Here is a 571-nt window from a genome sequence, read left to right on the forward strand (position 1 = left end):
CTCGGGCAAGGATCTGGAGGCGCGCGACGGCCCGCCGCGCCGCAGCCTGCTGGAGATGGCTGGCGCGCAGGACATGACCTATCGCTTCCTACCGCGGTCCCATGAGGACGTGGACTATGGCTACGTGCAGTTCCTGCCGCACAGCTCGGCCCAGGATCACGTGATCGACTCCGCAGAGGCCGGACGGGTCTTCGGCGACCTGGGACGGGCCATCGCCGCGCTGATGCTGGCGGGCGCGAGCGACCTGCACCACGAGAACATCATGGTCAGCCAAGGCCGCTTCTTCTTCACCGACCTCGAATTCGCGCTGGTGCCCGAAGCCATCAAGCACCTGACGACCCTGCTGACGCTCGATCCGCCCCCGCCGAAGTCACCGGAGGCAGGCCCGTCCACCCCGGTCACCGCGCAAGCCGATACGTCCACGGAGGGACTCGCCACCCCGCAGCAGGCGCCGAAAACGGAGGATGCGGCAAAGACGTTCGAAAAACTCATGCGGGCCATGATCCTGAACGACACCTTTTCCCGCGCCACCGACAACAATCCGCTGTGCAGTCCCTACAACATCGTGGAC

1 protein-coding gene is annotated in these 571 nt (G+C 66.0%); it reads left to right on the forward strand.

The features are described from left to right. Nucleotides 1–571, forward strand: a 571-nt coding sequence (locus ACR6JA_RS22555; protein ID WP_494599674.1) for a DUF4135 domain-containing protein, incomplete at both ends; no start/stop codon positions are given.

It is taken from the genome of Cedecea sp. B1(4) (genome assembly GCF_059414925.1).